Annotated in this window: 19 protein-coding genes; 9 read left to right on the top strand and 10 right to left on the bottom strand. The window is 35.7% G+C overall.

Annotated elements, in window-relative coordinates; genetic code table 11:
- Positions 1 to 19: 19 nt before the first annotated feature.
- The 6 genes from nqrF to BLQ00_RS10720 are packed head-to-tail and all read right to left on the bottom strand — an operon-like array spanning position 20 to position 6,100.
- Positions 20 to 1,327 (bottom strand): NADH:ubiquinone reductase (Na(+)-transporting) subunit F, encoded by a 1,308-nt coding sequence (gene nqrF, locus BLQ00_RS10745; RefSeq protein ID WP_093144183.1) that lies wholly within the window; start codon positions 1,325 to 1,327, stop codon positions 20 to 22.
- A 1-nt stretch (position 1,328) separates the two neighbouring features.
- The gene (nqrE, locus tag BLQ00_RS10740) at positions 1,329 to 2,078 is read right to left on the bottom strand and encodes an NADH:ubiquinone reductase (Na(+)-transporting) subunit E (RefSeq protein ID WP_093144182.1); all 750 of its coding nucleotides are present in this window, start codon (positions 2,076 to 2,078) and stop codon (positions 1,329 to 1,331) included.
- A 53-nt stretch (positions 2,079 to 2,131) separates the two neighbouring features.
- A complete protein-coding gene (locus BLQ00_RS10735) occupies positions 2,132 to 2,779 on the bottom strand; it encodes an NADH:ubiquinone reductase (Na(+)-transporting) subunit D (protein ID WP_093144180.1) in 648 nt (215 codons plus the stop codon).
- Between the two features lie 3 nt (positions 2,780 to 2,782).
- On the bottom strand, positions 2,783 to 3,532 hold the full coding sequence (locus BLQ00_RS10730; RefSeq protein ID WP_093144179.1) for a Na(+)-translocating NADH-quinone reductase subunit C: 750 nt from the start codon (positions 3,530 to 3,532) through the stop codon (positions 2,783 to 2,785).
- A 2-nt stretch (positions 3,533 to 3,534) separates the two neighbouring features.
- Entirely contained in the window at positions 3,535 to 4,743 is a 1,209-nt protein-coding gene (locus tag BLQ00_RS10725) for an NADH:ubiquinone reductase (Na(+)-transporting) subunit B (protein ID WP_093144177.1), read from the bottom strand.
- Between the two features lie 4 nt (positions 4,744 to 4,747).
- Positions 4,748 to 6,100, bottom strand: a complete 1,353-nt coding sequence (locus tag BLQ00_RS10720; RefSeq protein ID WP_093144176.1) for a Na(+)-translocating NADH-quinone reductase subunit A — start codon at positions 6,098 to 6,100, stop codon at positions 4,748 to 4,750.
- A 180-nt stretch (positions 6,101 to 6,280) separates the two neighbouring features.
- On the opposite strand from BLQ00_RS10720, the gene BLQ00_RS10715 reads away from it, so the two are divergent.
- The 3 genes from BLQ00_RS10715 to apaG are packed head-to-tail and all read left to right on the top strand — an operon-like array spanning position 6,281 to position 9,066.
- On the top strand, positions 6,281 to 7,534 hold the full coding sequence (locus tag BLQ00_RS10715; RefSeq protein ID WP_093144174.1) for a type IX secretion system plug protein: 1,254 nt from the start codon (positions 6,281 to 6,283) through the stop codon (positions 7,532 to 7,534).
- Positions 7,535 to 7,577: 43 nt separating this feature from the next.
- Positions 7,578 to 8,678 (top strand): DUF3667 domain-containing protein, encoded by a 1,101-nt coding sequence (locus BLQ00_RS10710; protein WP_093144172.1) that lies wholly within the window; start codon positions 7,578 to 7,580, stop codon positions 8,676 to 8,678.
- 1 nt (position 8,679) lies between these two features.
- The gene (gene apaG, locus BLQ00_RS10705; RefSeq protein WP_093144171.1) at positions 8,680 to 9,066 is read left to right on the top strand and encodes a Co2+/Mg2+ efflux protein ApaG; all 387 of its coding nucleotides are present in this window, start codon (positions 8,680 to 8,682) and stop codon (positions 9,064 to 9,066) included.
- Positions 9,067 to 9,093: 27 nt separating this feature from the next.
- Here the strand turns inward: apaG and BLQ00_RS10700 are convergent, their stop codons facing one another.
- Complete coding sequence (locus BLQ00_RS10700) at positions 9,094 to 9,795, bottom strand: NRDE family protein (RefSeq protein WP_093144169.1); 702 nt, start codon at positions 9,793 to 9,795, stop codon at positions 9,094 to 9,096.
- Between the two features lie 210 nt (positions 9,796 to 10,005).
- On the opposite strand from BLQ00_RS10700, the gene pruA reads away from it, so the two are divergent.
- Entirely contained in the window at positions 10,006 to 11,631 is a 1,626-nt protein-coding gene (gene pruA / locus BLQ00_RS10695) for an L-glutamate gamma-semialdehyde dehydrogenase (protein ID WP_093144167.1), read from the top strand.
- A gap of 79 nt (positions 11,632 to 11,710) precedes the next feature.
- Here pruA and BLQ00_RS10690 read toward each other — a convergent pair whose 3' ends face one another.
- On the bottom strand, positions 11,711 to 13,000 hold the full coding sequence (locus BLQ00_RS10690) for an Omp28-related outer membrane protein (protein ID WP_093144165.1): 1,290 nt from the start codon (positions 12,998 to 13,000) through the stop codon (positions 11,711 to 11,713).
- Between the two features lie 146 nt (positions 13,001 to 13,146).
- Between BLQ00_RS10690 and BLQ00_RS10685 the strand changes: the two genes are divergently transcribed.
- Both BLQ00_RS10685 and BLQ00_RS10680 read left to right on the top strand, forming a co-directional pair.
- Positions 13,147 to 13,629: a TlpA family protein disulfide reductase gene (locus tag BLQ00_RS10685; protein WP_093144163.1), complete on the top strand. Its 483-nt coding sequence runs from the start codon at positions 13,147 to 13,149 to the stop codon at positions 13,627 to 13,629.
- 28 nt (positions 13,630 to 13,657) lie between these two features.
- Positions 13,658 to 15,304, top strand: coding sequence for a DUF6029 family protein (locus BLQ00_RS10680; RefSeq protein ID WP_093144162.1), 1,647 nt, complete (start codon positions 13,658 to 13,660; stop codon positions 15,302 to 15,304).
- Between the two features lie 277 nt (positions 15,305 to 15,581).
- Here the strand turns inward: BLQ00_RS10680 and BLQ00_RS10675 are convergent, their stop codons facing one another.
- A complete protein-coding gene (locus BLQ00_RS10675; protein ID WP_175445438.1) occupies positions 15,582 to 16,304 on the bottom strand; it encodes a T9SS type A sorting domain-containing protein in 723 nt (240 codons plus the stop codon).
- Positions 16,305 to 16,559: 255 nt separating this feature from the next.
- Here BLQ00_RS10675 and BLQ00_RS10670 point away from each other — a divergent pair, with 255 nt between their 5' ends.
- Positions 16,560 to 18,248, top strand: coding sequence for a T9SS type A sorting domain-containing protein (locus BLQ00_RS10670; RefSeq protein ID WP_093144158.1), 1,689 nt, complete (start codon positions 16,560 to 16,562; stop codon positions 18,246 to 18,248).
- A gap of 197 nt (positions 18,249 to 18,445) precedes the next feature.
- Positions 18,446 to 20,128 (top strand): T9SS type A sorting domain-containing protein, encoded by a 1,683-nt coding sequence (locus BLQ00_RS10665; RefSeq protein ID WP_093144157.1) that lies wholly within the window; start codon positions 18,446 to 18,448, stop codon positions 20,126 to 20,128.
- 84 nt (positions 20,129 to 20,212) lie between these two features.
- Here the strand turns inward: BLQ00_RS10665 and rsmG are convergent, their stop codons facing one another.
- Positions 20,213 to 20,845, bottom strand: coding sequence for a 16S rRNA (guanine(527)-N(7))-methyltransferase RsmG (gene rsmG, locus BLQ00_RS10660; RefSeq protein WP_093144155.1), 633 nt, complete (start codon positions 20,843 to 20,845; stop codon positions 20,213 to 20,215).
- A 128-nt stretch (positions 20,846 to 20,973) separates the two neighbouring features.
- Between rsmG and BLQ00_RS10655 the strand changes: the two genes are divergently transcribed.
- Positions 20,974 to 22,077 carry a fatty acid desaturase family protein gene (locus tag BLQ00_RS10655; RefSeq protein ID WP_093144154.1) on the top strand — a complete coding sequence of 368 codons (1,104 nt, stop codon included), beginning with the start codon at positions 20,974 to 20,976 and terminating at the stop codon, positions 22,075 to 22,077.
- Positions 22,078 to 22,079: the final 2 nt, after the last annotated feature.

Raw genomic sequence — 22,079 nt, 5'->3', positions numbered from 1 at the left:
TATATGAATGGAGTTTAGTTTATCCTCCGAAATCGTCAAAACGAATGTTCTCGTCTGGAATTCCAAAATCTTCTCCCATTTTTTGTACTGCTTGGTTCATTAATGGAGGACCACAGAAATACAATTCAATATCTTCTGGAGATTCATGTAAATTTAAATAGTTGTCGATTACCACTTGGTGAATAAACCCAACAAAACCATCACCTTCACTATGAATATCTTTTTTCACTTTCCAATTGTCTTCTTCCATAGGTTCAGACAATGCTAAGTAAAACTTAAAGTTTGGAAACTCTTTTTCTAATTGTTGAAAGTGATCTAAATAGAACAACTCTCTTTTAGAACGTCCACCATACCAATATGTAACAGTACGTCCTGTTTTTAAGGTTTTGAATAAGTGATATAAGTGAGAACGCATTGGCGCCATTCCAGCCCCTCCACCTACATATAGCATTTCTGCTTCAGATGGATTGATAAAGAATTCACCGTAAGGTCCTGAAATTACCACTTTATCTCCTGGTTTACGATCAAAAATATAGGAAGATGCAATCCCTGGATTTACATCCATCCAGCCACCTTTGGCGCGGTCAAATGGAGGTGTTGCAATACGAACATTCAACATAATTTCACGTCCTTCAGCTGGATACGAGGCCATTGAATAAGCACGCTCTACTGTTTCAGTGTTTTTCATAACTAAAGGCCAAAGTTTAAATTTGTCCCATTCGTCTTGAAATTTGTCTGGTCGTTCGTGTTCTTCAGGGTGTGCCGTAATATCCATATTCTCGAATCTTACTTCACATTCAGGAATTTCAATTTGAATATACCCACCTGCTTTGTAGTTCATATCTTCAGGAATTTCTACTACAAATTCTTTAATAAATGAAGCTACGTTATAGTTACGCACTACTGTTGCATCCCATTTTTTAATTCCGAAGACTTCTTCAGGAATATGAATGTTCATATCCTGTTTTACTTTTACTTGACAAGAAAGACGAGCCCCTTCTTTTAATTCTTTTCTACTGAAGTGAGGCGTCTCTGTAGGCAATGCTTCACCACCACCCGAAAGTACGTGACATTCACATTGAATACAAGTTCCACCACCACCACAAGCTGATGGTAAGAAAATTTTCTCTGCTCCTAAGGTAGAAAGTAATGTTCCACCGGAAGCTACTTCGATTACCTTCTCATCATTAATGGTAATTTTTACCGGTCCTGAAGGAGATAATTTTTGTTTGGTAAAAAGTAATAATGCTACCAAAAGCAAGGTCAACACCAAAAAGGCTACGACAGTTGCAACGATAACTCCTATTGTGCTTACTGCTAAAAACATACTATTGTTGTGTTATTTCTGAAACTTGAACAGCCTCAATTGATGCTGTATTTTCTTTAGTTATTTCTTCTACTTCTGAAGCTGGTTCAGTTTGAGCCGTTTTTACTTCTGAAGTTGGTTCTGCTTCATCTCCTCCTGTCAACATTCCACCAAAACTCATAAACCCAATTGCCATTAATCCAGTAATGATAAAAGTAATTCCTAACCCACGTAATGGAGCTGGAACGTTACTATATCTAATTTTTTCACGAATAGCAGCAATTGCTAAAATGGCTAAAAACCATCCAATCCCTGAACTAATACCATAATTTAATGCCAATCCTAACGTTTCAATATCTCTAGACTGCATAAATAATGATCCTCCTAATATCGCACAGTTTACAGCAATAAGCGGTAAAAAGATTCCTAAGGAGTTATACAATGACGGTGAAAATTTCTCTACAATGATTTCTACCAATTGCACCATTGTTGCAATGGTTGCAATAAATAAAATAAAGGAAAGGAAACTAAGGTCGTATTCAGCATATTCAGGTCCTAACCAAGCCAAAGCGCCATCTCGTAAGATGTATTGATCCAACAACCAGTTCATCGGAACGGTTACTGCAAGTACAAATATTACAGCGGCTCCAAGCCCCACTGCAGTAGATACTTTTTTAGATACAGCAAGGTACGAACACATTCCTAAGAAGGTTGCAAATACCATGTTATCTATAAAGATCGATTTAAAAAATAATTCTACGTGTTCTAACATACTGTTTTATTTTTATAGTAATCCTTAGCAAACCAAGGACACAACACTATTTTTTAATTTTCTTCTATTAACGCTTTATTTCTTGAACGCTGTACCCAAATAATAAGTCCAACAATAATCAATGCCATTGGTGACAACAACATAAACCCGTTGTTTTCGTATCCGATAGAATACAATCCTGTTTTTGCAATTGGATCTCCAAGTACTTTAATCCCTAATAAAGTTCCTGAACCTAAAAGCTCTCTAAAGAAACCTACTATAACAAGAATTAAACCGTATCCAGCTGCATTTCCAATTCCATCTAAGAACGATCTCCAAGGACCGTTTCCTAAAGCAAAAGCTTCAAAACGTCCCATAATAATACAGTTGGTAATAATCAACCCAATAAACACAGAAAGCTCTTTACTGAGTTCGTATGCAAATGCCTTTAACACTTGATCTACGATAATTACCAAGGTAGCAACTACAATTAGCTGTACGATAATTCTAATTTTTGATGGAATAATATTTCGCATTAATGAGATAACCACGTTCCCAATTGCTAATACAAATATTACAGAAACTGCCATTACAATGGAAGCTTTTAGCTGTGCTGTAATTGCCAATGCCGAACAAATTCCTAATACTTGAATAGTAATAGGGTTGTTATCCGCTAATGGGTCTAAAATTAACTTACTGTCTTTTTTTGATAGTAATCCCATGATTTATTTTTTTAATGTTTCTAAGTACGGTAAATACATTCTAAGATCTTTCTTAATCATTGCAGTAATTCCATTTCCTGTAATGGTTGCTCCTGCAATTGCATCTACTTCATTATCGTCTTTTATTGTATTTAACGGATCGTTATTTCCTTTAGCTACTTCAATACCTTTAAACACATCATTACTCATAATTTGCTCTCCAGTGAAATCATCCATGAAATAACGTTGTTTAATTTCTCCTCCTAAACCTGGTGTTTCTCCTTTGTGGTCAAAAAACACACCTTGCACGGTGTAATTTTTATCGATAGCTACGAAGCCCCAAATTGCATCCCAAAGTCCTTTACCTCGCATTGGAATGACATAGGTAGTTTCACCATCTTTCTCTCCAACAAACAAAGGCAAACGTCTTTGATAGTTAGGATCTTTTGCTTTGGTTTCTTCTTGTTTCAAGTCGATTAAGTAGGCATCTTTATCTTCAGTTACCTGATCTCCTTGAATAACCAATTGCTTTTTGATGTAGGTGTTAAAATCAGCTTCAACTTTATCGGTAGAAACAAAAACAACATCTCCTTCACCTTCATTTTGGTTCACACCCATTGCATACAAAATGTTCTGTTGCTTTTCGAAACGCTCATTCAAGTCAATTTTACTTTTTAATCCTTGAGCTACTCCAGCTAGTAATGAGCCTACTACCAACACCATGATAATGGCGAATATGATGGTATAACTATTTTTATCTGTATTCTTTGCCATGATTACGCTGTTTTAACTTTTAAACGTTTCATTCTTCTTTTGATATTGCCTTGTAACACATAGTGATCTATGGTTGGTGCAAATACATTCATTAACAGAATCGCTAACATAACTCCTTCTGGATATGCTGGATTAAATACTCGAATTAATACCGAAATAAATCCAATTAGAAATCCGTAAAACCATTTTCCTTTATTCGTTTGAGAAGCTGTAACAGGGTCTGTAGCCATGTACACAATACCAAATGCTAAACCACCTATTAGAAGATGTTGCCAGAATTCAGTACTCATTAAACCATAAAACTTAGAAGTTTCACTAATCCAACCTGCATCTACAACGCCGTTAAAGATGAAGCCCATTACCAACGCTCCAACAACAGCTGAAAGCATAATTCTCCAACTTCCAATTTTTGTGAAGATTAAGAACAACCCTCCTAGTAAAATTAAAAGTGTAGAGGTCTCCCCGACCGAGCCTGGTATAAAACCGTAAAACATATCTAACCAATCGTATCCTGCTGGATTTCCTTGGGCTAAACTCCCTAAAATTGTTTCTCCTGAAATTGCATCCGGTTGTCCAGTACTTGCAACTGCACCGTGTACCCATACTTTATCTCCACTCATCCATGTTGGATAAGCAAAGAACAAAAATGCTCTAATGGTTAATGCAGGATTTAAAATATTCATTCCTGTACCTCCAAAAACTTCTTTTCCAATAACAACACCAAAGATTACTGCAATAACCAACATCCAAAGAGGGATATCAATTGGTACAATTAATGGCACTAACATTCCTGTCACCAAGTATCCTTCTTCTACTTCGTGCCCTTTAATCACAGCGAATACAAATTCGACTGCAAGTCCAACTCCGTAAGAAATTAATACCAACGGCAATACTTTCCAAAGACCAACAGTTAAGTTGTTCCAATTCCAGAAATTTGCACTAAAGAAATCTCCATTGGCAGCTTGAATATCTCCCAACGCTAAATAATGCTGATATCCAGCATTAAACATTCCGAAGATTAAACAAGGAATCAACGCCATAATTACGGTGTTCATCGTACGTTTTAAATCGTCTGCAGAACGCACGTGACTACCAGAATGTGTTGTTTCATTTGGCATATACAAAAAGGTATGGATTGCGTTAAACGCAGGTGCCATTTTTGTCCCTTTGTATTTTTCTTTTAGCTTATGTAAATTTTGTTTCAATCCCATAGCGTTATCCTATTTCTTTATACATTAAATCAAGACCTTTTCTAATAATCTCTTGATGTGGTTGTTTAGACACACAAATAAATTCTGTCAACGAAAAATCTTCAGGAGCAACTTCGTACATCCCTAAAGCTTCCATTGCATCTAAATCTTCCACCAAACATGCTTTTAAAATTTGTAATGGATAGATGTCCAATGGAAAAACTTCTTCATAATTCCCAGTTACCACAAATGCTCTATGCTCTCCGTTAGTATTGGTTGTTAAGTCGAATTTTTTCTTCGGAAAGAGCCATGAAAAAGTTAAAGCTCTTGAAGTAGATATTTTATCGAAAACAGGTTTGTTCCAACCCATGAATTCATAATCATTTCCTTCAGGAATCACAGAAACTGTTGTGTTGTAATATCCTAAATTTCCTTTTGGTGAAATTGCATTTCCTGAAAGCACATCACCATTAATTACACGAACATTTTCTTCATTTAATCCAGCATCGTAGATAAATGTTGAAACCTCAGCTCCAATAATTGTTTTGTAATACTTTGGTGTTTTAACTGAAGATCCTACCAAAGCGACAGTTCTTTCAGCATTAAACTTTCCTGTAAGCAATAGCTCTCCAATAATCACCAAATCTTGAGGCGTTACTGTCCAAACCACTTCTCCCTTATTAACAGGATTAATTTTTGCTATTTGCGTTCCTACATTCCCAGAAGGATGCGGTCCAGATACCGTATGCAAATTCACGTCATTTAACCCTTTTAAAGGTGACGATCCGCTTTTAGCTACTGATACATGTACAACTCCAGGGGTAAGTTTACTTAAAGCAGTCACTGCTGCTTGCAAAAACTTTTCTTTCCCTTCTAAAGTGAAATCATAGTCGGCTGCCAACGGAGCACTTGCGTATGCAGATACAAAAATCGCTTTTGGAGCTACTTCTGGATTTGCAATCACATCGTACGGACGTTGCTTTATAAACGGCCAACAACCAGCAGAAAGCAACAAGCTTTTTATAGCTTCTGGCTTCATAGTTTCTGGGTTAAAACTTCCAAAATCCTTGTACGAATCTTGAGCGTCTCCCTCAATAACTATTCTGGTGATTACACGTTTTGCACCTCTTTCAATGGCTGTTAAGGTTCCACTTACTGGAGAAACAAATTTTATTTCTTCATTATCTTTTGAATAAAAGATGGTGTCACCCGCTGCTAGTTTGGCTCCTTCCTTAACTACCATTTTAGGGGTAATTAAATGGAAATTTGAGGGTCTTATAGCGAAGGTTCTTGAACGCGGTGCACTAGAAAGAGTTTTAGCTGCTTCGCCGTTTAATCTAATTGTAAGACCTTTTTTAATCTTAATGTCTTTAGACATAGGATACTTGCATTAAGTTCTCTTTTAATTCCGAATAGATTTCGGGAGTGCAAATTTATAAATTAAAAGTAGCTTCACATAATAATTAATTATAATTTTCTTACTTATTCGTTTCAAATGTGATTTACACTAAACTAAGGCATAAAATTTGTTTATATTTATCATTCAAAAAACCAATTTATGACTAGACTGCTTATTTGCGCTTTTTTTAGTGTTTGCCTACTATTTTCAGCAAACGCACAAGTAGAAGAGAAGATTGAACCTCAAAATATTAAAACAATTCAGTTTGTAGGAACAACAGCACAGAGTGAACTTCCAATTATTTCATTAGGCGATCGTTTAATGCTTTCTTTTGATGATATTAATGGAAACGAAGAGGATTATTACTATAAAATTACACATTACGACTTTGACTGGACGCCTAGCGATTTCTCAAAAGGAGAATATTTAGACGGTTTTGATGAAGTTCGTATCGAAACCTACGAAAACTCGTACAACACACTTCAAATATTTTCACATTACGAACTTACAATCCCAAATAGGGAAACAAGATCTATTAAGAAAAGTGGAAATTACCTTTTAAGCATCTATAACGATTCTAACGACCTTATCTTTTCTAGAAAGTTTATGGTGATTGAAAACATTGCCGCAGTTGCCGTCGAAATAAAACGATCTCGCGACATTAAATACATTCATGAAAAACAAGTGGTTCAGTTTACAATAGACTCTCCCAACCTACTTATTACAAATCCCAAACAAAATATACATACAGTTGTACTTCAAAATAGCAACTTAAAAAAAGCCATTACAAACCTAAAACCGCAATACACTATTGGCACACAGCTTATTTATAGGTACGACCAAGAAGCGGCTTTTTGGGGTGGAAATGAATTCCTCTTTTTCGACAATAAAGACGTTCGATCTGCTTCAAACGGAATACGAAGAGTTGAAGTTAGCGATGTTTATGAAAACTTCTTATACACCAACGCAGCTAGAAAAGACAGACCCTACACCTACAACCCCGATATTAACGGTAATTTTGTTGTTCGAAATATTGATGTTGAAAACGTAAACATTGAAGCCGAATATGTACGAATGCATTTTAATCTAATGTATTATGAAGACATTGGAGACAAAGAATTACACATCTACGGAAACTTCAATAACTGGACAATAGACGGCACAACCTATATGGAATACGACGCCAACAGCGACTCTTATAGAAACACACGTCTTTTTAAGCAAGGATTTTACAACTATAAATATGTACTAGTAGATCGTGACGGCACCATTGAAGAAGGCGCTGTTGATGGTAATTTCTGGGAAACAGAAAACGATTACACCGTATTGGTGTACTATCGAGATCTTGGAGCTCGCTACGATCGCATTATCGGTATGGGTGCTGCAAACTCCACCAACATAAACAACAACTAACAAAAAGTAATGTAGCTTTTTAGGGTCTTAACTACCCAAAACCATGAGAGACCAACGCATAAAACCTTTTAGAAATCGAAAGGCACTCAACTACCGAGGAGATGAATGTCTTAATTGCAAGCATCCTCTCGATCTAAGCGATGTATATTGTCCGTATTGCTCACAATTAAACAGTACCAAACAACTATCTATCAAGGATTTTATTGAAGAGTTCATTATTAGCATCGTGAGTTACGATTCGCGTTTGCGATACACCGTTACCGACTTACTATTTAAACCCGGAAGGATTACCCGAAACTATGTTGACGGACAACGTTTAAAGTACGCAAACCCGTTCCGGTTTTTCTTAAGTGTATCTATTATCTATTTTATTCTTCAAGGACTCATCGGTACATTTTCTGAAAACGAAAAAGATTTTATTTCTACCAATATTTCTTCGGAAGAAAATACAACGCTGCCTAAAGATTCTATTACTTCTGAAGCTTCAGTAAAAGCAACCCAAAGTCTCGCTACAGATTCTATTTCAGAAGAAAAAAAGAAAACAAATGAAGTCGCCGTTCTTTCTGAACTCTTACTAGACTCGCTTTCTAACAATAGTAGTTTTTTTAAAAAGGCTAAAAATTACCATACCTTTTACGAAACACATCACATTAAAAACAGTCGGGAAGCATTGCATAAAATGAACCAAGAAAACACTTTTTTCAATCGATGGCTATACGACAAAAATGAATCGTTTGATCGCATTGTAGAGAACCCCTCAAGTTTTGTGAATTATTTGCTTCAGAAAATTCCGTTTTTCTTGTTCTTCTTTACACCTTTTTTCGCGTTCTTCTTTTGGCTCATTTACTCTAAAAAGAAGCACACGTACATTGAACATATGATTTTCATCTTTCATATTTTCAGCTTTATATTCCTAGCCATGCTGTTGTTTTTAATTCCGGATTTACTTTTAGGAAGCGAATTGCTCGTCGGAATCCTTTTTCTTTTTCTATCACCCTTTTATTTTTACAAAGCACTCCGTAATTTTTACAAACAGAATCGCTTGCTTACTCTATTAAAATTTGTATTTTTAAATGTTGTTTTTGGGATTTCTGCCGCCATTTCGGTCGTGCTCTTTTTATCGATAACAGCTGCTATTTATTAATATGGTTCAACAAATTACACAGGGAATAATGATTTCCGTAGCCACTACTTTTGAAGGCACATTTTATAAAAACTATAAAATGCAATATGCTTTTGGCTACACTGTAACTATTGAAAACCGAAGTAAAGACACCGTTCAGCTTCTTTCTCGATATTGGGAAATTAGCGACGCTTTAAACAACAAAGAATACGTAGAAGGCGAAGGTGTTATTGGAAAAAAACCTGTGATTTTACCTGGACAAAAGCATACTTATTCAAGCGGTTGCCTACTGGTTTCACCGTTTGGAGCGATGAAAGGCTATTACAACATGGTAAACTTTAATACCACCAAAAAATTCAAAGTGGTCATTCCTTCATTTCGACTTAGCGAGCCTACCGCAATGAATTAATATTTTTCTGAAGCGTTCCCTTTGCAATTATAAAATCGATTCTGTAACCATACCCGTTTCTAAATCTTCATACCGCATTGATTTTTCTTTTGCTTTTGAAAATTGAGTAATACTCTTTGTCTTCACAAAGCCGCGATCCATAATCACATTTGACGCTAAATTACCATCGCCAGCTGTTTTATGAAACTGTAGCATATCCGCTTCAGAAGGGGTTGAATTATGTTTAAGCAAGTCTGAAAACCAAGAAATTCGCTTTTCTTTCATTGCTTCGGAATATAATAAAGAAGAAGACCAGATATAAGGTTTCAATGGTTTTTCAGCAAAATGAACGGTACTTCCATCCCACACCAACTCGAACAACTGAAGCTTCTCGTTCCAATCGGCACACACAATGGTAAATGGTTCTATCCCTGTAAAATCGTAATCATGAACCGTCGTTACAAAATCTTCCGAGGTCAATAAATCGGTCACAATAATCCCACGACTCATTCTATAACTTTCAGCGCGCTCATGCGCAGTAAATCCACCATTCAGCAGGCAAATCAGTCGTTTTTTACTACTAACTCCAATCCAAGTTCCGCCCGCAACGGCATCTTTAGGAAAAAGCAAGTTAGCACCATTTACAGAATACAGTTCAGGTGTAATCGTTTTTCTATTGGGAGCTTCGTCTCGACTTGAAGTTAACACAAAACTTGTATTTGAAGTGGGGATAAATGTTACCGTACACATAATTATTTACGTCTCTTTTGAAGTTGGAAACTTACAAAACCATTTTATAAAAGTTGAAATAAACCAATTCTTTTTCCGAAGAGAGCCTTCGCTGTATTGTTAATTAGTTAACACGATTAGCTCCTTCTAAATTTGTACCTTTGCACTCGCAAACACCTAATCTTTTATTTGGTGTTTGATTAATTAGAAATTTAAATAAAAAACAAACTCATGGGAAAAGGATTTTTTGAAGTACCGATTGCCGTTAACGAACCTGTTAAAGACTATGCTCCAGGCTCTCCAGAACGCGCAACTGTTTCTGCAACCTATACTGAAATGTATAACAGCACTATTGATGTACCATTGTATATTAATGGAAAAAACGTAACGACAGGTGACACTGGAACTATGTCGCCTCCTCACGATCACAAACATATTTTAGGAACTTATCATAAAGCTGAAAAGAAACACATTACTGAAGCAATTGACACTGCATTAGAAGCACGCACCAAATGGGCTGAAATGCCATGGGAGCAACGTGCAGGTATTTTTCTTCGTGCAGCAGAACTAATTGCTGGACCGTACAGAGCAAAGATTAACGCAGCTACAATGCTGGGACAATCTAAAAGTATTTATCAAGCTGAAATTGATGCTGCTTGTGAGCTCATTGACTTCTTGCGATTTAATGTTCAGTACATGACTGAAATCTATAAAGAGCAACCTGCTTCAACCTCTGGTGCTTGGAACAGATTAGAATACCGTCCGTTAGAAGGATTTATCTATGCAATTACGCCGTTTAACTTTACAGCAATTGCAGCTAACTTACCTGCAAGTGCCGCTTTAATGGGGAACGTTGTTGTTTGGAAGCCAAGTGATAGCCAAGTATATTCTGCTAAAATAATTTTAGACATTTTTAAAGAAGCTGGTGTTCCTGCAGGTGTTATTAATATGGTAATGGGTGATCCTGTGATGATTACCGATACAGTATTAGCGAGTCCTGATTTTAGTGGTGTTCACTTTACAGGTTCTACACATGTATTTAAAGATATCTGGCAAAAAATTGGAACCAACATTCACAATTACAAAACGTACCCACGCATTGTTGGTGAAACTGGAGGAAAAGACTTTATTGTTGCACACAAAACTGCAAATCCAATACAAGTAGCTACAGGAATTGTAAGAGGTGCTTTCGAATTTCAAGGTCAGAAATGTAGCGCTGCTAGTCGTTGCTATATTTCCAAAAGCATTTGGAGTGATGTAAAAGCGCAGTTAATTAAAGATATTGACAGTTTGAAAATGGGATCGCCAGAAGACATGAGTAATTTTATTACTGCTGTGATTCATGAAGGTTCTTTCGACAAGCTTGCTTCTTACATTGATGCTGCTAAAAAAGACACGAATGCTGAAATTATTGCTGGTGGAAATTACGATAAGAGCGTAGGATATTTTATTGAGCCTACTGTGATTGTTACAGAAGACCCGAAATATAAAACCATGAGTACGGAGCTATTTGGCCCAGTTGTAACCATCTATGTGTTTGACGACAGTAAATGGGAAGAAACATTGCAATTGGTAGACGGAACTAGCGAATATGCCTTAACAGGAGCTGTATTTAGTGAAGACCGTTACGCATTAGAAGTTGCTATTAAAGCACTTCAAAACGCAGCTGGAAACTTCTACGTAAACGACAAGCCAACAGGTGCTGTTGTAGGACAACAACCATTTGGTGGTGCTCGTGCGAGTGGAACAAATGATAAGGCAGGAAGTAAGCTTAACTTATACCGTTGGATTTCTCCACGTATGATTAAAGAAACTTTTGTTACGCCTACGGATTACAGATATCCTTTCTTAGGATAATCCTTTCCGAAGTAAAAATAAAAAAACCCGAAACTTAATTGTTTCGGGTTTTTTGTTTTATGAAATAATAAAATACCTATTACTCGTAATTTTTAGCTTCATTAACATGTGCAAACTGTGCGTTAATAGCACTGTTATCATCATTCACTAACATAGCTACCAAACTTAAATTAGCAACCACATAGTCTGAAGGAATTGCAACACTAAGCGATTTAGAATACTCAGTTAACGCTGCTGTTTCTGAAACACTATCTCCAAAAATTGAAGAAGACAATGACAAACGCAAAGTTTCGTTATGTACGAAATCTGGGATTGGATTTCCTAATCCATAAAACGGACTTCCAGGCACAGTGTTGTAGTAATTAACTTGATCGTGAATTATTCCACTTTCTAATAAGTAAACTACTAATTTTTTACCTGAAGGAATTCCTTGCTCTGAAATTATTTTCACCTCAACCGATAGGTTTTGACCTTCAACTTGAGAGCTAATTGCAATTGCAGTATCAGTATCTTGTCCAGCCATACTTGTTACTTCACCCGTTGCATAAGGCTCTAACCAAGTAGCTGTTCTATTTATTCTTGCTGCTGGCAATCCATCAACACCAAAAGCATCTTTTAAATCCTGAACTTGATCAAAATGCATTGGATCTGGATAACTAAAAGAGGTTTCGTGGATAGCAACTATCGCAATATCATTTGTAACTTCATGTACATCTTCAATAGCAGCAGCAACAGCAGGGCAATAACCACACCAAGTACCTGTATAATCTTCTAAAACTACTTTACGCTTCGGAATGTATACTTCAAAAGACTTTGTTTCCGTAGTTACCGTAGTACCTGCCAAATCGTATGTTGCATATACTTCAAAAATTCCTGTGGTAGAAGAACTAAAAACATTATTAGAAATTGCTGTTCCATTCACAAAGAAACTTGCCGTTGTAGAAACATCATTTCCTTCAACATCAATAAGTGTAAATGAATTTTCTTGCTCTCTTAGTACTTTTTCTTCTTCAACAATAAAAGTGCTCTCTGTTCCATTCACAACATTAAATGTAACGGTATTACTATTTACACCTCCATAAGAAGCATACACATCGTGAGATCCTTCCGTAGTAAATGCATGAGAAGTGCCGCTAATTGGAGCTAGATCTACATAAAAGGTAGCCACATCATTATACTCAACCCCATCATCTCCCGTCACTGTAAAATTAATTGCTTCACCGATCACTAAAATATCATCTGGCGAATCTGTAGACAATGTCAAACTCGCAATATTAATGATTGGAGTGTTCTCCTCTTTTTTACTACAAGAAAGCAATAAAATGAAAGATAAAGCGAATAGTAATTTTGGCATCTTTTTTGTTTTCATAACATGAATATTAGGATAATATATGCAATAATACTAGTTTTTTACCATACTATTTCGATAGGAGAAAAGAAATTGAAATCTAGCGACATATATTTATTTTATGAATTTTATTACCTATTATTGTTGTTTAATCTAAACTTTTCAAAATGAAAAAAATTGTATTTCTTCTATGTTTACTCTTAACAGTCAACACATTTGCACAAAACGAACTTCCTAATGTAGATCTTACTACTTTAGAAGGTAATACAGTAACAATGCAAAAAGCAGCAGCTAGTGACAATGTTGTAATTGTATCATTGTGGGCTACATGGTGTGTTCCTTGTATTAAAGAACTTGATGCCATTAATGAAGTTTGGGATGATTGGAAAGAAGAAACAAATGTTGAGCTAATTGCAGTCTCTGTTGATGACAGTAGAACAGCTTCACGTGTAAAACCATTAACAAGTGGTAAAGGCTGGGAATATGAGATTCTTTTAGACCCAAACAACGACTTAAAGCGTGCTCTTGGCGCCTCTACAGTTCCTTTAACCATTTTAGTAAAGAATAACAAAATTGTATACAGACATTCTGGATATAGCCCAGGTGCTGAACTGGAACTATTTGAAAAAGTGAAAGAGTATTCAAACTAATTTCCAATAACCAACCAACCCTTTTTGAATGAAAAAAATAATTTTAAGTTTCGCTATTTTATGTAGCGGGCTACTACTCGCACAAGACAACGGAAGCTTTTTTGGAGGATTTGAATCAAATTCTCAATGGCTTATGCCTGATGATGGTATTAATTTTGAAACTCCAGAAGAACAATTTAGAGGGAACAACTACTTTCAACTTAACTATAGCCTAGGAAAGTTTACCGCAGGTGTTCAATACGAATCCTATTTACCCGCAGCTTTATTGGGATACGCTCCTGCTTATGACGGTAATAATGGAATCGCTACATACTATTTAAATTTTAAAACGGACAATCTTGATATCACAGGAGGTTTCTTTTACGAACAATTTGGTAGCGGACTTATATTAAGATCATGGGAAGACAGACAATTAGGTATTAACAATGCACTTAAAGGGGTTCGAGTTAAATTCAACCCAACTGAATACCTAGATCTTACTGGAATATTTGGTCAACAACGCAACGGATTTGAAGTTTCTGAAGGAACCATTCAAGGGATTGACGCAAACGTAAACTTAAGCAATGCTTTAGATATTGATAAGGTTGATATTAAAGTAGGAGCTAGTTATGTAGGCCGCTATCAAGATAGAGGCACCAACGATACAATTCCTAAAACGGTAAATGCTATCGGAGGAAGAGTAGACATTATCTCTGGACGTTTTTATGGTGGAATTGAAGCCATTTCTAAAGGACCAGACGCCATCGCCAATGAAGGAAGATTATCTTCTAACAAACTTTACGATGGAACAGCAATGCTTGTAAATGCTGGATACTCACAAAAAGGACTTGGAATAAACGCTTTGTTTAGACGTTTAGAGAACTTTAGCTTCTATAGTGATCGTTTGGCAGAAGGAAATACCTACAACCAACAAGTTGTAAATTATGTTCCTGCACTTACCAAACAACAAGATTATTTGTTAACGAATATCTATGTGTATAATGCACAGCCAAGATTAATCATTAATGATGCTAATCAACAATCTGGGGAAGTTGGAACACAAATAGATGTTTTTTACTCTATCCCAAAAAAGACCTTACTTGGAGGGAAATACGGAACAAAAATAGCCTTTAACTTCTCGTACTGGAATGGACTAGAAGCTGAATACGATGTGAATAATAAATGGTACGAAGCTAAGTTTATAGGAAAAGGACCTCGTCTTTATAGAGACTGGAGTGCTGAAATCAAGAAACGTTGGAGCAAACGATTTAACTCTGTTTTCACCTTCCAAGATGTAATTATCGACAAAGGAGTTTTAGGCCAAGGACTTATTGGAGTTGAAGACATCACAGCTCAAATTGGAGTTGCTGAAGGAACTTACAGCTTTACCAAAGGAAGATCGGTACGTATGGTACTACAACACTTATGGAGCAACAAAGACCGTAAAAATTGGGCCGCTGGTGTTCTTGAATACAACTTTAGCTCTAGACTTGGAGTTTATGTTGCCGATACGTACAATTATGAAGGAGAAGGAAAAATTCACTACTATAATGTTGGTGGAAACTACTCGAAAGGAAGAACTCGTTTAGGATTAAATTATGGTCGTCAACGCGGAGGACTAATTTGTATTGGAGGTGTATGTCGTTTTGTTCCAGAAAACACTGGGCTAAGCGCAAACCTTACTGTGACATTCTAAACCTAACCAAATTACATATTCTTAAAAAGATCGCTTCTCAAGCGGTCTTTTTTTTACCCCTACACCAACCTACATATTCTGTTTATTCTGTTGTTAAACAACAACCATACAAGCGCTAAGACCACCTTCATTTATTGCTTCTGAAAGCACCGAAAGACAACAAACTCTTTTACTCAAGAGCTACTAAAAGTAGCTAAAACAAAATGATGAATTAAGGGCATAAAAAAAGTCTTCAGATATCTTCTGAAGACTTTTTTTAGAAAAATATAAGGCTAACTTAGTTCACCATAATTTTTACTACTTGCGACACTCCATTGTTATTTTTGAAATGTGCTAAATACATTTGAGATGTTAAATCAGAAACGTTGATTTCTTGTGTCCCAACACTTAAATTTTGACTTACTACTACTCTACCTTGTAGGTCATAAATTTGAAGATCTAAAGCTTCTTCAACAGAAACAACTAACTTTTCAGAAATAGAAGTAGCCATTACGTTAACATTTAAAGAAGCATCGTTTACAGATAATAATGGATCGTAACGATAAGTCATTGTTAAGTCCTCACCTATTTCATCACCATTAGTATTTATTTGATAGAATCTAAAGATATAATCTAATATCTCAGTTCCATTTCCTGGATCTACGTTTAACATGTGGTTTCCAGCTAATGTTTGTGCACCTGGCGCTATTTCTACGAAATCAGCATTTGGAGGGTACGATTGTCCTATTGTAATTCCTGTGTAGCAAAGTCCAAAACAAAGTTCCATTTGAGAACCATCTGCATTAATTGCGTTCACAAATTCAATCTTCATACGAATAGCGTCTGTAGTAGAAGTATTGTTTACATAAAATTCATATGTCGCTTCAGCTGGCACAACACTACCAAAAGACACTACATCACCATCAACTATTGGATTTCCGTCATGATCCTCAACTGTATATTGAGCATTCATACTAAACGCTACTATAAATGCGCTCAAAAAAAGTAATTTTCTTTTCATAATAATATTTTTTTTATAATGAGTAATTCTCAAAAATACAAAACCTAAGCTAAACAACATTAATACATTAGTATTATTTTTTTTTCAATTAACCCATTTTTCAATTTACCTAGAAACGATAAAGGATTCGAAAATTCTATGGGATTAGTAGGAAATGAAAGAACCTCTCTTTTTTAACTTCTACCCATATTTTTATTCAAAAAAAGGTATATTTGTTTAGAAAAAATTCTGAATAAGAACCTAAACACTAGAATTATGATTAAAAAATTAACAACGTTTTTAGCTTTTTCTGTACTTTCATTTGTTTCCTACGGACAAACAATTGTATCGACATCACCTGAAAACAAGAAAGTAATACTTGAAGAATTCACAGGGATTTACTGTGTATATTGCCCTCAAGGACATGCCATCGCACAAGCGATACAGGACGCGAATCCAAACGAAGTATATTTAATAAATGTGCACGTAGGAGGCTATGCAGCACCAACTGGAAGCGACCCTGATTTTAGAACACCTTACGGAACAGCTATTGTGAATCAAACTGGACTAGTTGGATACCCTGCTGGTTCTGTAAACAGACTTAACTTCCCTGGCTTAGAGCAAGGTGCTGCAGGAACAACTGCAATGAGTAGAGGTCAATGGACACAAGCTGCCAATCAAGTTTTAGCAGAATCATCTTATGTAAATGTAGGAGTTGAAGCTAATATTGATATCACAACTAACGAATTAACTGTTCACGTAGAAGGTTATTATACTGGAAACAGCCCAGAAGGAACAAACTTACTAAATGTTGCTTTACTTCAAAATAATACAGAAGGACCTCAAACAGGTGGTAACGCTGGTAACAACTACGTACACATGCACAGACTTGTTGAAATGGTAACAGGACAATGGGGAATTGAAATCCCTACCACTACAACAGGTACTTTTGTTGACGAAACTTACACATATCCAATTCCTGCAGATTACAATGGAATCCCTGTTGATATCGTAGACTTAGAAGTTGTTGCTTTTATTACTGAAACACACCAAACTATAGCAAGTGGTAGTGGAGCTTACCCAACTTATTCTGGAATCACGACTGCTAACGATGCAAGCTTAACTGCTATTGAAGAAATTAACTTCAACTGTTTCGATGTCGTTGAACCAACTATTACTATTCAAAATTTAGGAGCAGACACATTAACTTCTATAGACATTGAATACTCAGTAAACTCTGGACCAACAGAAATATACACTTGGACAGGAAACTTACCTTCTTTACATAGTGAAACATTTCAATTAGACGGTATCTCATACATTTCAGAAGCAACAGACACTGTGTATATCTCAATGCCTAATGATGATGACAACACAAACAACTCTGGACAAGAAGAATTTGAAAGTATTGGAGGAAGCGCAGGTGCAGTAACTTTAGTTATTAACACAGACGACTTTGGAAGTGAATGTACTTGGACATTAAAAACGGCTTCTGGAAGCCCAATTTCTGGTGGTGGACCATATGACAATAACGAAACTATTCAAAGAACTTTCAACCTTGGAGAAAACTGTTATTATGTATTTACATTATTAGATTCTTCTGGTAATGGTGGAACTACAGCTACATTTACTGACGAAACAGGAATAACTTTCTTTGAAACCGACGGATCTTTTGGAGCGCAAATTATCGGAAACTTTGGTAACTCTGGAGCACTTGGAGTATCTGATAATGCATTGCAAAATGTTGCCATCTACCCTAACCCTGCTAGTACAATCTTAAATATTCAAAATGCTGAAAATGCATCAATAAATATTTACAACATGTTAGGTCAAGAGCTTTATTCTAAAACGAACATCTCATTAAACGAACAAGTACAAGTTTCAAACTACAACACGGGTACTTATTTTGTAAAAATAACTGACGGAAACGAAGTTAAAACAAGTAAATTTATTGTGTCAAAATAATAAATTACAACCTATTAAAAATGACCCCAAAAAACATGAGTTACAGCTTGTGTTTTTGGGGTCATTTTTTTTATATCTATAGGATTACTAGGGTTTTACAATCGTTTTAATTTTGTTTACCACCCTGTAACTTTATTCAAAAAAAAACTTATATTTGTTTTAAACCAAACCATTTACCAACAAAAAATCAACAAGAAATGATGAAAAAATTAACTCCACTTTTTGTGCTAGGTCTTCTTGGAGGAAGCCTTTTTGCGCAAACAATTGTATCGACTTCTCCAGAGAACAAAAAAGTAATCCTTGAAGAGTTTACCGGAATACATTGTGTGTATTGTCCAGAGGGGCATGCCATAGCACAAGCACTTCAAGATAACAATCCAGGAGAGGTGTTTTTAGTAAACATCCACGTAGGTGGCTATGCTGCTCCAAGTGGTGGCGAACCTGACTTCAGAACTCCATACGGAACAGCAATTGTAAACCAAACAGGATTAATTGGATATCCCGCAGGAACCGTAAACCGTCTTAATTTCCCTGGACTAGAACAAGGTGCAGCAGGTACTACAGCAATGAGTAGAGGTCAATGGGGAACTGCAGCAGGACAAATATTAGCAGAATCATCATATGTAAATGTTGGTGTTGAAGCGGATATTGACGTTCAAACAAATGAAATTACAATTCATGTTGAAGGGTACTATACAGGAAATAGCCCTGAAGGAACAAACTTATTAAACGTTGCACTGCTTCAAAACAACACAAAAGGGCCTCAAACTGGAGGAAATGCAGGAAATGACTACAATCACATGCATAGACTTGTAGAAATGATTACAGGACAATGGGGGCAAGAAATAGCGACTACAACAGCAAGTACCTTTGTTGATGAAACTTTTACTTATCCAATCCCATCTGACTACAATGGAGTTCCTGTTGAGTTAGCCGATCTTGAAGTAGTTGCATTTATTACAGAAACACAACAAAATATAGCTAGTGGTAGTGGCGCATATCCAACTTATAGTGGTATTACGACTGCTAACGATGTAAATGTTAGATTCATTGAAGATATAGCTGAAAACTGTTCAGGTACTATTACTCCAAGTGTTAACATTCAAAATTTAGGACAAGACCCAATTACATCATTAGATATTGAATATTCTGTTAACGGTGGTGCTTCTCAAACACTATCTTGGACAGGTAACATAATGTCTTTACAAAGTGAAACAGTTGAGTTAAACGAGGTTACATTCCCACTACAATCAACAAATACTGTAGTTGTAACTGTTCCTAATGACGACAACAATACAAATAACGATGCTTCTTACGATTTTGATATAGCGTTAGAATCTACTTCAACTGTTACAATGACATTGTCTACAGACGGATATGGAAGTGAAGTTCGATGGAATGTAATGGACGCTTCAGGCGCAACTATCTATAGTGGAGGACCTTATGGAAACAACCTAACAATTACAGAAAACTTTACATTACCAGAAGATTGCTATGTGTTTAACTTAATAGACACTTATGGTGATGGTGGTGGTGCTGTAAACTTAACAGATTCAGACGGAACAATTATTTACGTTACAAGTGGAACCTACGGTTCAGGTGAATCGACAAACTTTTCTACAAATGGTGTATTAAGTGTTGGATCTAATGAATTTGAAAGCGTAAGCATCTATCCTAATCCAGCTAGCACTGTATTAAACATTAGAAATGCTGAAAATGCTTCTATTGAAGTTTACAACCTTTTAGGACAAGTATTATACACTAAGTCTAATATCTCTATGGAAGAACAAGTTGAAGTTTCTCAACTTATCACAGGAACTTACTTTGTAAAAATTACAAATGGAGATGCTGTTATGACTAGTAAATTTGTTAAAAATTAAGACTATTGATTGAAATTTGATTTACATAAAAAGCTCCTTTCTTTAATTAGAAAGGAGCTTTTTATTTTATAATTTTTAAATTAATTAAACCGACTTATACTTCATAGGAAGGTGAACCACACTTTTCGTTTCATAAAAGTCTTCTTTAAAATAATCTGCTAACGGATATATTTTTGCTGTTTTATATTTAGCCAGCTCTTCACTTAAGTCTCCTCCTTTTAGATATAATATCCCATTTTTAAGTTCGTGCTTACTTTCTTTTGCTATACGACCTTTCACCCAATGCACAAAAGTCTCCATTTGAGCAACTGCCCTGCTTACTATAAAATCGTATTGATCGGTCACTGTTTCTACACGAGCATTGGTAACTTTTATATTTTGAAGTCCTAAGCCTGTAGAAACCTCTTCAACTACCTTTATCTTTTTACCAATACTATCTACCAAATGAAATTGTGTTTCAGGAAATAAAATAGCAAGAGGAATTCCAGGAAAACCACCACCAGTCCCTACATCCAAAACTCTTGAACCTGGTAAAAATGATTGCACTTTTGCTATTCCTAAAGAATGAAGTACATGCCTTAGGTAAAGTTCGTCGATGTCTTTACGAGAAACCACATTAATTTTAAGATTCCAATCTTTGTATAATTCGGCCAGCTGTGTAAATTGATCTTTCTGTGTATCAGAAAGATGCGGAAAATAATGTAAAAGTAGTTCCATATCTATGTTTCAGTTGCAAAAATAAGCCTTCTTTCATAATTTTATGATATCTATCAAGTAATTTAAACAATAGATACGTATTTTTGTATTTTCCGTTAAATGGAAAATTTTATTAAACAATATAGATCGTGAAAAATCCTCAAGTTACCTTCTCTAGAGTAGACTCTGCAAAGTTTTTCAGAACATTAAACAAGCGAGTTAATGGGTACTTTAAAGAAAACAATATATCTCGCAATGGAAACTGGAAACTACACCTAAAAACGGTGATTATGTTTTCAATCTACCTTACCCCTTATTTTTTATTATTAACGTTAGATTTCCCAGGCTGGGCACAATTACTATTTACCATTATCATGGGTGTCGGCATGGCCGGTATTGGAATGAATGTGATGCATGATGCCAATCATGGTGCATACTCTTCAAAAAAATGGATCAACAAAGTTCTTGGAAGCAGTATTTATATTCTTGCAGGAAATGCCTATAACTGGAAAGTACAACACAATGTATTACACCACACATACACCAACATTCATGGGCATGATGAAGATTTAGAAGCTGGTAGAGTACTGCGTTTTTCAAAACATGCAGAATGGAACAGATTTCATAGATTTCAACATTACTACGGTGTATTCTTATACGGTCTTTTAACTTTTAACTGGGCCCTTACTACCGATTTCCAACAAACGTATAGATACTTAAAAAGAAAGTTATCCTTCGGAGAGTTTCCGAAGCCATCTACGCAATGGAGTATTTTAATTATTACTAAAATAATCTACTTCTCTATTTGGATTGTTATTCCATTGCTTTTCTTCAACATTGTTTGGTGGAAAATTTTACTAGGATTTTTCATTATGCATTATGTTGCAGGATTAATTTTAAGCATCGTATTTCAACTTGCACACGTTGTGGAAGAAGCAGATATGCCAATTCCAGATGCATCTGGAACAATGAAAAATACGTGGGCTATTCACCAGTTGTTTACAACGGTAAATTTTTCAACTAAAAACAGAATTATGAACTGGTTCACTGGAGGTTTAAACCACCAAGTAGAACACCATATTTTTCCAAATATCAGCCATGTTCACTACACAAAAATTTCAAAAATTGTAAAGGAAACAGCCGCGGAATTTAACCTTCCTTACAACGAGTACAAAACCACTCGAAAGGCAATTATCGCACATTTCAAACACTTAAAACAAATGGGTATGAACCCAGCCAAATTACCTGCCTAGTA

This window comes from Ulvibacter litoralis (assembly GCF_900102055.1).
Taxonomy (GTDB): domain Bacteria; phylum Bacteroidota; class Bacteroidia; order Flavobacteriales; family Flavobacteriaceae; genus Ulvibacter; species Ulvibacter litoralis.
Note: the sequence above shows the minus strand (reverse complement) of the source record. Positions and strands in the feature narration are given on the sequence as shown.